General features: G+C 73.8%; 8 protein-coding genes. All 8 read right to left on the bottom strand.

The window, feature by feature from the left end:
• Nucleotides 1–63: 63 nt before the first annotated feature.
• Nucleotides 64–726: a ribulose-phosphate 3-epimerase gene (gene rpe, locus AB0O34_RS34490; RefSeq protein ID WP_363922791.1), complete on the bottom strand. Its 663-nt coding sequence runs from the start codon at nucleotides 724–726 to the stop codon at nucleotides 64–66.
• A 113-nt stretch (nucleotides 727–839) separates the two neighbouring features.
• Entirely contained in the window at nucleotides 840–1,172 is a 333-nt protein-coding gene (locus tag AB0O34_RS34485) for a cupin domain-containing protein (RefSeq protein WP_363922789.1), read from the bottom strand.
• A 228-nt stretch (nucleotides 1,173–1,400) separates the two neighbouring features.
• Entirely contained in the window at nucleotides 1,401–2,735 is a 1,335-nt protein-coding gene (locus AB0O34_RS34480) for a transcription antitermination factor NusB (RefSeq protein WP_363922787.1), read from the bottom strand.
• Between the two features lie 142 nt (nucleotides 2,736–2,877).
• Complete coding sequence (gene fmt, locus AB0O34_RS34475; protein WP_363922785.1) at nucleotides 2,878–3,828, bottom strand: methionyl-tRNA formyltransferase; 951 nt, start codon at nucleotides 3,826–3,828, stop codon at nucleotides 2,878–2,880.
• A 4-nt stretch (nucleotides 3,829–3,832) separates the two neighbouring features.
• Complete coding sequence (gene def / locus AB0O34_RS34470) at nucleotides 3,833–4,381, bottom strand: peptide deformylase (RefSeq protein WP_363922783.1); 549 nt, start codon at nucleotides 4,379–4,381, stop codon at nucleotides 3,833–3,835.
• 113 nt (nucleotides 4,382–4,494) lie between these two features.
• Entirely contained in the window at nucleotides 4,495–5,856 is a 1,362-nt protein-coding gene (locus AB0O34_RS34465) for a hypothetical protein (protein WP_363922781.1), read from the bottom strand.
• Between the two features lie 63 nt (nucleotides 5,857–5,919).
• Nucleotides 5,920–7,641 (bottom strand): hypothetical protein, encoded by a 1,722-nt coding sequence (locus AB0O34_RS34460; protein ID WP_363922779.1) that lies wholly within the window; start codon nucleotides 7,639–7,641, stop codon nucleotides 5,920–5,922.
• A gap of 50 nt (nucleotides 7,642–7,691) precedes the next feature.
• Complete coding sequence (locus tag AB0O34_RS34455; RefSeq protein WP_363922777.1) at nucleotides 7,692–10,298, bottom strand: primosomal protein N'; 2,607 nt, start codon at nucleotides 10,296–10,298, stop codon at nucleotides 7,692–7,694.
• Between the last annotated feature and the right edge of the window lie 122 nt (nucleotides 10,299–10,420).

Genomic DNA, 10,420 nt, shown 5'->3' with positions numbered 1-10,420 from the left:
CCGGCCAGGCTGTGCGGATCGCCGTAGTGCGGGGGAGAGCCCATGGGCTCTCCCCCGCACCCGTTAGATGGCGCGCTCGGCCTGGGCTCGGAGGTCCTGTACGGCCCGCGCCGGGTCGTCGGAGCCGTACACCGCGTTCCCCGCCACGAACACGTCGGCACCGGCCTCGGCGCACCGGTCGATGGTCTTGGCCGAGACCCCGCCGTCCACCTGGAGCCAGATCTCGCCGCCGTGCTTGCCGATCAGCTCGCGCGCCTTGCGGATCTTCGGCAGCATGATGTCGAGAAAGGACTGCCCGCCGAACCCCGGCTCCACGGTCATCACCAGGAGCATGTCGATCTCGCCGAGCAGATCCTCGTAGTCCTGGACCGCCGTGCCCGGGTTCAGGGCGAACCCCGCCCTCGCGCCGGCGGACCTGATCTGCCGCAGGGTCCGCACCGGGGCCTTGGCGGCCTCGGCGTGGATCGTGACGCTGCCCGCCCCGGCCTCGGCGTAGGCGGGGGCCCAGCGGTCGGGGTCCTCGATCATCAGGTGGCAGTCGAGCGGCAGGTCGGTCGCCTTGAGCAGCGACTCGACCACCGGCAGCCCGATGGTCAGGTTGGGCACGAAGTGGTTGTCCATCACGTCGACGTGCAGCCAGTCGGCCACGTCCGCGACCTTGGCGGCCACGTCCGCCAGCCGGGCGAAGTCGGCGGTGAGGATGCTGGGTGAGATCTGTACGGCCATGATGCCGCAGTCTAGAACCCCCGCGCTCCCGACCACGCCCTCGCCGGCCCCCAAGACGACGGCGCCTTGCCCGACCAGCTCGTCACACCGGCGTCGGCGGCGGGCGTCCCAGGTCAGACCATGTACTGGTCGTGGCGCAGGTAGAGCTCGGTCCACTCTTCGGGGCTGAGCCGACGGCCGGTCGCGGCGATCTCCGCGAGCTCCTCGAAGTAGTCCTCGCGCGGCGCGCCTGGAGCGAAGTGCAGCAGCATCGACGCGGGCTCACCCGACTCGTTGCGGAACGCGTGGACACCGCCCTCCGGCACGTGCAGGAAGTCGCCCGGAGTCGCATCGATCCACGTGTCGCCGTTGTAGAGACGGATCGTCCCGGACAGGACGTAGAACGACTCCGACATCGTGCGGTGGAAGTGGGCGCTCGGCCCGCTGGGCTCGGGCCCATGTCCCACCGGTACAAGCCGAACTGGCCGTTCGTCGTCGCGCCGGTGGCCAGGTAGCTGACCACCGTGCCGCCCTGGCCCATCGTCAGCTCGGCCTCGTGCCCGGCGGGCCGGTACGTCGCGCTGACCTCGCCCTCGGCGGGGAAGTACGTCGGGTCCGGGTATGACATGTCGCCCCTTTTCACATTTATACGGTCATCGCTGCTCGCCACCGCCTGGCGGCGAGCTCCCCGCCGGTCAGTGACCCTTGCGCAGCAGGGCGAGGAACATGGCATCGGTGCCGTGGCGGTGCGGCCAGAACTGGGCGTACGGCCCGTCGCCGAGGTGGTCCACCTCCTCCAGGAACTCCAGGGCGTCAAGGACCTCCGCGTCACCCCGGCGCTTCACCACGTCTCCGACCACGGCCCGGGTCTCGGCCAGGTGCGGCGAGCAGGTCACGTAGGCCACGACCCCGCCCGGTCGTACGGCGTCCAGAGCCGAGCCGAGCAGGCGGTGCTGGAGCGCGGCCAGCTCGGGCACGCTCTCGGGCGAGCGCCGCCAGCGCGCCTCGGGACGCCGGCGAAGGGCGCCGAGACCCGTGCACGGCGCGTCCACCAGCACCCGGTCGAACGCCGACGGGCGCCAGGCGGGCTCGGTGCCGTCGGCCGTGATGACCCCGGCCCTCCTCGTCGCCTTCCAGACCAGCCTGGCGCGGTGGAACCGCTGGTCGGAGGCCAGCAGGTGGCGGCCGTCCTGGATGGCGAGCGCGTCGAGCAGGCCCGCCTTACCACCGGGGCCGGCGCACATGTCGAGCCACAGGCGGTCGGACCCCTCGACCGGCACCCGCGTCAGCGCCAGCGCGACCAACTGGCTGGCCTCGTCCTGGACGGCCGCGCGGCCCTGCGCGACCGCCTCGATCGAACCCGGGTCGCCGTCGGGCAGATAGGCGGCGTACGGCGAGTAGCGCGCGGGGACGGCGCCCGCGTCGACCAGTTCGCCGACGGTGCTGCGCCCCGGCCACGCGACCAGGGTCACCCCGGGACGGTCGTTGTCGGCGGCGAGCAGCGCGGCGGTCTCCCCGGCGTCGCCGCCCACGGCGTCGCGGAGCGCCGAGGTGATCCACCGAGGATGGCTGTGGGCGACGGCGAGGTGGCCGATCGGGTCGTCCTCGGGGCTGGGCGCCACGATGGGCAGCCACTGGTCGAAGTCCCTGGTGGCGACCTTGCGCAGGATCGCGTTGGCGAACTTGGAGGCGCCCACGCCGATGCGCAGCCGTACGAGGTCGACGGTGGCGCTGACGGCGGCGTGCGGGGGCACCCGGGTCTTCAGGAGCTGGTGCACGCCGAGGCGGATGGCGTCCAGCAGCGGCGGGTCGATCTCCTCGGGAGGCCGGTCGCTGCACGCCGCGACGATCTCGTCGTAGGTGCCGAGGCCGCGCAGGGTGCCGTAGGCCAGCTCGGTCGCCAGCGCGGCGTCCCGCCCGGCCAGGCCGCGCTCGCGCAGCAGGGTCGGCATCAGCAGGTTGGCGTAGGCGTCGCGCTCGTCGACGGCCCGCAGGAGGTCGTAGGCGACGTTGCGCGCCTCGTCACGCACCGGCTTCGGCCGCTTCCCGTGAGCACGGCCCCCGTTCTTCGACCGGCCCGCCTGTCTGTCCCCCGGCGTCACATTTCCCCCGTAGTCACGTCTGACCGGCCTGGCCGATCTTCACCCGCGTCGCGTCCGCCCATGGCCCGGGTCAGTCGAGCCGGTCGCCGGCGGCGAGGCGGACGCCGCGCGCCCACTCACCGGCCGTCATCTGGCGCTTGCCCTGCGGCTGGACCTCGCCGAGCAGCACCGGGTGGCTCGCCGTGCCCACCAGGACGGTGTTCTTGGCCACCACGATCTCACCGGGCGCGAGCTCGCCCACGCCCGGGACCAGCGCCGAAGCGTCGGCCACCGGCCGCACGGGGCCGAGCTTGAGCCGCTGGCCGCGGAACTGCGCCCAGGCGCCCGGAGCGGGCGTGCAGGCGCGGACCAGCCGGTCGACGCGCATCGCCGGGGCCGTCCAGTCGACCCGGGCGTCCATCACATCGATCTTGGGGGCGTAGCTGATGCCGTCGGCGAGCTGCGGGCGGGCGTCCAGCGTGCCGTCCTGCACGCCGTCGAGCGTCGCCTCCAGCAGCCCGGCGCCCGATTCGGCGAGGCGGGCCAGCAGCTCACCGCTGGTGTCGGTGGGCCTGATCTCCTCGGTCACGACGCCGTAGACCGGCCCCGCGTCGAGCTCCTTGACGATCTGGAACGTCGCCGCCCCGGTGATCGGGTCGCCGTGCAGCACGGCATGCTGCACGGGAGCGGCGCCCCGCCACGCGGGCAGCAGCGAGAAGTGCAGGTTGATCCAGCCGAAGCGCGGGATGTCGAGCGCCGACTGCGGCAGCAGCGCGCCGTAGGCCACCACCGGGCAGCAGTCGGGATCGATCTCCTGGAGCCTGGCGAGGAACCGCGGGTCGCCCGCCTTGGCCGGCCTGAGCACCTCGACGCCGGCGGACTCTGCCAGCTCGGCCACGGGGCTGGAGTGCACCTTGCGGCCCCGCCCGGACTGGGCGTCCGGCCGGGTCACCACGGCCACCACCTCGTGCCGGGGCGAGGCGAGCAGCGCCCGGAGCGACGGCAGGGCGGTTTCCGGGGTTCCGGCGAAGACGAGGCGCACGGTGCTAGAGGGCCTTCCCTTGAGTGGCGTGCGGCGAGAACTTGACCGCGGGAGCCGAAAGGCCGCTCCACTCGGCCTCGCGGATCGCCTTCATCGCCAGCTTGCGCTGCTTGAGGTCCATGCGGTCGATGAACAGCACGCCGTCGAGGTGGTCGGTCTCGTGCTGCACGCACCGGGCCAGCAGGTCGGTGCCCTCGATCGTGACGGGCTCACCGTGCATGTCGAGCCCCTTGGCGACCGCGCGGATCGCGCGCGGCGTCGGGAACGTGAGGCCGGGGAAGGACAGGCAGCCCTCCTCGCCCTCCTCGTCCTTCTCCTCCGACAGATCGAGGGTGGGGTTGATCAGATGGCCGAGCGTGTCGTCGACGTAGTAGGTGAACACACGCAGGCCGACGCCGATCTGCGGCGCGGCCAGCCCGGCCCCCGGCGCGTCCATCATGGTGTCGGTGAGGTCCTTGACGAGCTTGCGCAGTTCCTTGTCGAAATCCCTGACCGGCTCCGCGGGGGTGCGCAGCACCGGATCGCCGAACAGGCGGATCGACTGAATTGCCACGGACGACTCCGTTCACATCACGAATTGAAGGTTCCCCTAGTTTATGGCTCGCCGGGAACGCGGCGTTTGCGGTGGCCGCCGACGCGCCCGCCCCCGGCCAGGCCCGCCCGTGGTCAGCGGGACCGCGCCTTCATGGCGGCCTTGCGTGACGCCTTGGCCACCGCGGCGTCCGGGTGGTGGGCGCCCAGCAGTTCGAGGACCGCGATGGCGTCGGGGTGGCTGCTGCGGCTCATGTCCTCCACCAGGCGCAGCAGCTCATCTCCACCCTCCAGCGCCTCGAACTCGCTCATCGCCTCGTGGGCGTCGGGGATGTGCAGCAGCGTGGCCAGGGTGTCGACCGCGAGCCAGGTGCCGTCGTCCTCGGACAGGGCGGGGGCGTCCAGGTCGCGCACGCCGAGCCAGACGGCCGCGTGCCGCCACATCGAGGGCTCGGCCAGCGCCTCGCGCATCGCGGGCTCGGCCTCCGGCCCCATCTCCTCCAGGACCGTGCCGATCACGCCGCGCTGCCCCGCGGTGCCGGACGCCGCGACCTTGATCAGCTCGCGTGCGGCGTCCTCGGGAACGCGGCGCTCGACCCACAGCGTCGGGGCGCTCGACGGCGCCTCCCCCGTCAGCATCGCGTCGACCAGCTCGGTGGCGCTGAGCTCGGCGAACCCCGCGATCTCTGACAGCAGCGGCGCGTCATGGCCCTCGCGCAGCAGATCTTGCCGCACGGCCCACACGCCGAGCGGGGTCAGGCGGACGCTGTCGGCCGTTCGCTCGAAGAGCCCGCAGTACTGGAGGAGGTCGAGGGCGACGTCCAGCTCGGCGGGAAGCTTCTCGCGCAGCCGCCGCATCTCGGGGGCACGGGCCTCGCAACCGATCTCGTGGGCCTGGAGCATGCCCTCGACCAGGGCGGCGTAGGTGATGCCGTCGCTGGTGGCGTAGATCGTGGCGAGCATCTCGGTGAGGTGCTCGTCGGCCACCGCCGAACCGGTCAGCCCCTCGTCGGTGCGGTCGAGCACGTCCATGACCACGCCGTCCCAGAACTCCATCAGGTCGGCAGGCAGCCCGGGCCCGGGCGAGACGCTCGTGCGGGCGATGCGGAGCAGGCCGGCGTTGACGGCGACGATCCAGGCCAGGCGCAGCCGGTCGGCGCCGAGACCCAGCTCCGCGGCGGCGTGGCCCGCGTCCTCGGCGAGGAGCAGCCCCTCGTCGGTCACCTCGCGGGTGCCGGTCCACGCGGCGAGCAGCCGGGCGTCTCTCACGAGCGGCACGGACAGGACCCTCTCGGCGAGCTCGGCCGAGGACGCGATCTCGACCGGCGGGAAGCTCAGCACCTCGCTCTCGCACTCGCCGCAGTCGCAGTCTTCGCCGCCGCCCGCCATCTCGGCGAGCAGCGCCTCACGCTCCTCGCCGGACACGCTTCCCAGCTCGTCGATGAGGTTGCGCAGCTCTCCAAGATCGAAGATGCCGCCGTTCCCGCTGTTGGCCATTCAGGCAACTTACTCCACACCAGCCACAGCCGATGACGGACTCCGGACGTTGACCAAGACCACTCAGTGAATGCCACGCGAGCGCGCCTTGAACGCCGCCTTGCGGGCGGCCTTGGCGAGGTTCCGATCGGGCAGGTGGCGGCCGAGGAGGTCGAGCACCTCGGCGACGTCGGGGTGCTCGACCCGCCACATCTCCTCGATGACATGGGCCGGGGGCCCCGCGGCGGCGAGGTTCTCCGCGAACTCCTCAGGGTCGTCCTCGGCGCCCGGCATGGCCAGGGCGAGCATGTCGACGCTGACCCACAGGACCTCCTCGGGCGTCAGCGCGGGCGCGCTCAGGCCGTGGGAGGCCAGCCAGTGGACGGCGTGCGGGCGCAGCTCCGGGTCGTCCAGGAACGGCCGTACGGCCGGGGCCGCCTCGGGCCCGAGCCCGTCGACGATCGTGACCGCCACCCCGCGCGCCACCGCCGTCGCCCCCCGCACGGCGGTGAACAGCTGCCGCGCCGCCTCGGCCGGGGAGCGCCGCTCCAGCCACCCGTCGATGTCGCGCTCGGCCTGCTCGGCCGACACGCCCGCCAGCAGGCCGGCCACCAGGCCCTCGGCGTCGCCCTCGGAGGGGTCGGGGGCGACGGGCGCGACAAGGCCCATGCGGGAGTACATCTCGCGCAGCCCCCACAGGCCCTGCGGGGTCAGCCTGACGACCTCCCCGAGGCGCTCCACGGTGCCGCAGCGGCCGAGGACGTCGAGCGCGGCCTCGAGCTCCGCCGGGTCGTCAGCGCCCGGACGGTCGTCGGCCCAGGTCTCGTCGAGGTGCTCACGGACCGCGAGGACGGCCATGGGCGCCTGCAGCCTGTAGAGCAGTTCGTGGATCGTGTAAAGCTCGCGGTCGACCTGGACGGAACCGGTGACGTCCGCCGCCGGGCCGCCGGTCAGGAACGCCACCGTGCCCGCCCAGAGCTCCAGCACCTCGTGGTCGTCGCGGGAGGCGGGGGGCCGGAAGCCCGGCGCCGCCCTCACCTCCGTGCGGGAGACCTCCGCCAGCTCGATGGCGACCGCGAGCTCCCAGGCCAGCGAGGGAGAGGCGACGCCGAGATCACGCGTGATCCGCGCCGCGTCCCTGACCCGCAGGGTGCCCCGGACGGTCGGCGTGTGGCCGCCCTCCACCATCCAGGCCACCACGCGGTGGGCGTCCTGGAGCAGGCCGGTCTCGCGGGCCGCCCGGGCGACCTCCTCGGGCGGCGCCAGCCTTACGGGCGGGAGCGGCGAGCAGCCGGGACACTCGCATCCCTCGTCGTCGGCCGTGACGCCCCGCAGGTGCAGCGGCGAAAGCCCGGCGGCCTGGTCGCCCGAGCCGTCGGGCGGCCCGGCGCCGAGCGCGTCGGCGTCGGCGCCCATCGCGCCGAAGATGCTCTTGGCCATGCCGAACTTGGAGGTGTCGGCCAGGGCCGCCGGCATCTCGGGCGCGATCTCGTCGATCTTCGCCCGCATGCGGGTGGCCATCTTGGCGCCGATCTCGCCGCTGTCGAGCAGGAAGTCGACGAGCGTGCGCGCCGCCGCCACGGTCTCCGCCGCGCTCTCGGGCGGGGCGATGACCTTGCGCGGGTAGATGTCGAGCAGCAGGTGCTCGAACGTGCCGGGCGTGAAGTCGGAGAGCTCGCTTACGTCCAGGTAGTCGCTGGCGTAGTCGCACAGGAGCCGCACCTCGTCGATGTCCACCGCGAGATCCTTCGAGCGCCCCCACGCCCGGATCTCCTCGATGGCCCCGTTCACCCATTCGATCGACACAGGGAGAAACTAACGGCTTACTTTCAGCACCGCGAATCGGCGTCCTGGGGTCAGATCAGATCGATCGGATCCATACACACCCGGACCAGGTCGGGAGCCTTACGCGCGGACCTCACGCCCTCCGCGCCCTTGAGCGTCCGCGCCAGCGCGGCGCCCGCTCCACGGGGCACGCGGATCACGATCCTTTCCTCCGGCTCGCCCGGCGCGTGCCTCGGCCTGTCGATGGGGACGGGGCCGAGAACCTGCGCGCCCTCGGGCAGTCTGAGGCCGACCGCCATCTCCCTGACCCCGCCGGCGGAGCCGGTCAGCGTGGCCACGCGGACGGCGGGAGGGAAGCCTAGAAGGGTCCGCTCGGCGAGCTCCCGCTCGGCGTGGGTGACCGGGTCCCAGCGCAGCAGCGCCTGCACGGCCGGGACGGCCGAGTCGGCGAGCACGACCAGCTCGGCCGCCGGGCGCAGCAGCGCGGCCGCGTTCATCCAGCGCCGCAGGGTCTCCTCGGCCGCGCGCAGGTCGGGACGGCCCAGCAGGGCCCAGCCGTCCAGGAGTACGGCCGCCGCGTAACCGCCCTCGGCGACCGGCTCCGCACCCGGCGTGGCCACGACCAGGGCCGGGCTCTGGCCCACCGTGGCGAGGACGCCGTCGCGCCCTGAGGTCTTGACGGGAACCGACGGGAAGGCCCGCCCGAGCTCCTCGGCCGTGCGCCGGGCGCCGACCACCACGGCCCTCATCCGGTTGCTCCCGCACGCCTGGCAGCGCCAGGTGCCGGCGATGCGCCCACACCACCGGCAGTACGGCGCGGCATGCCCACCCCGCAACGCCAACGGCCCCCCGCACAACGGTCCCCCGGACCCACCGGCCTCCCCCGGCCCGCCCGTGAATCCCGCAGACCCCGGGGACTGGGCGCAGCGCGCCGGGGCGCGGCAGTTCTGGCAGGCGAGCGCTGGCAGGTACCCCCGGCGCGGCACCTGGACGAGGACCGGGCCGCTCGCCAGGCCCTGCTTGAGCGCTCCCCACGCCACGCTCGGCAGGCGCGCCGCGCGCGCGGCCTCGTCGCGGGCGAGATCGGTGTCGTCGCCGGCCGGCCGCACGCGGGGCGCGTGCCGCCGGAGCTCCTCCCTCGACGGCCCGATCGGCCTGGCCCAGCCCGTCGCGATGAGCTGCGTCGCCTCGGCCGTACGGGCGTAGCCCGCGATCAGCATGGCGGCCCCGGTCTGGTGGGCCCGCAGGGCGAGGACCTCGCGCGCGTGGGGGTAGGGCGCGAGCCGTTCGGCGTGCAGATCGTCGCCGTCGTCCCAGATCACCGCGAGACCGAGGTCGGGCACGGGGGCGAACGCCGCCGCCCTGGTGCCGACCGCCACCCGCACCTGCCCCCTCAGCACCCCCAGCCACCTGCGGTAACGCTCGGCGGGACCGAGATCGGCGGTCAGCGCCACATGCCGGCCCTCCCCGAGGACCCGGCGCAGCGCGGCGTCGAGCAGCGCGACGTCCTTGCCGTCGGGCATCACGACCACGGCACCCCTGCCGCCTCCCAGCGTGGCTCGCACCGCCAGGGCGATCCCCTCCGGCCACTCGGGCCCTTCCGGGGGGTGACCTTCGCCCCCGGTGCCGGGGAGAACGTTCCACACCGCGCGCGGGGCCCGGCCCTCGGCCAGAGCGGTGAGGAACGACGCCCCCATGGCATACCCGCCCCACGCCCCGACCTCCGGCACCACGCCCCCCCGGCCCACCGCCTCCTGGCCCCCCAGGCCCTCCTCACCGACCTCGCCCTCGCGCCTCACCGGGGCCGGCCGCGCCTGCTCGGCCTCCTCGGCGGTCCTCCCGGGCGTACCTTCTTCGGCTGCCGGGGCGGCCGGCCGTGCCGGCTCGCCGGTCTCGGCGGGGGACGAGGCCGCTCGCTTGGCGGCCTCGGCCTCCACCCTGGCGTGCCGGGGCGGTACGGCGAGGCGCAGGACGTCGGACATGGTGCCGGCGTAGCGGTCGGCCACGGCGCGGCAGAGGGCCGCGACGCGCGGCGTGAGCACCGGCTCGGGGGACACCACCCGCTCAAGGCCCGCGAGCTTGCCCTCGTGCTCGCTGCTCCCGGCCCGCTCCAGCAGGAACCCGTCGACGAGCTTGCCGGCGAAGCGCACCCGTACCCGGCAGCCCGGCACCGCCGAGGCCGCCATGGCCTCCGGCACGAGGTAGTCGAAGGGCCGGTCGAGATGGGGCAGCGGGGTGTCGACCAGCACGCGCGCGACGGGAAGGACCTCGGCGGGCACGAGCGCGCCCTTGGCGACACTGGACGCACCCTTGGCAGGAGCGACCGTGCCCTTGGCAGTAGCCGGAATTCCGTAAATGGGGTCGGGCGCACCCTTGGCGGCACCGGACACGCCCTTGGCAGGGTCAGGGGCCCCCTTGGCGGCACCGGAGGCGCCCTTGGCAGGGGCGGAAGCCGTGGTGCCGTAGGCGGGGGCGGGGGCGGCTCTGGTATCGGAGGCTCTGGTATCGCAGGCTCTGGCGCCGGAGGCCGGAGTGGGGGCCTGGACGGGAGTCGGGAACTCGAGAGCCGGGGCCTGGACGGGGATCAGCCGGCCGGGGTGGTGGGAGGTGGCGGGGCCGCTCGTGGCGCGGAGGGGCGGCAGCGCTCCGGCGTCGTGGAGAGGGCTCGCTTCGGTCACCTTTAGGTCCTACCAGACGACACCGATGAGGCCGGAATCAAGTCGCGGCCCGTGGATGCTTCCACGTCAGGAGAGAACGAACAGCAGGCGCACCATGGTGGGCGCCCAGCCCCACTTCTCCG

The organism is Sphaerisporangium sp. NPDC088356, assembly GCF_040685555.1.
Taxonomy (GTDB): Bacteria; Actinomycetota; Actinomycetes; order Streptosporangiales; family Streptosporangiaceae; genus Sphaerisporangium.
This window is presented reverse-complemented; position numbering and strand designations above follow the sequence as displayed.

Bases quoted from the DNA above. Each gene is read 5' to 3' on its own strand.
- AB0O34_RS34465 (WP_363922781.1), bottom strand. From the start codon at position 5,856: ATGGCCAACAGCGGGAACGGCGGCATCTTCGATCTTGGAGAGCTGCGC.
- rpe (WP_363922791.1), bottom strand. From the start codon at position 726: ATGGCCGTACAGATCTCACCCAGCATCCTCACCGCCGACTTCGCCCGG.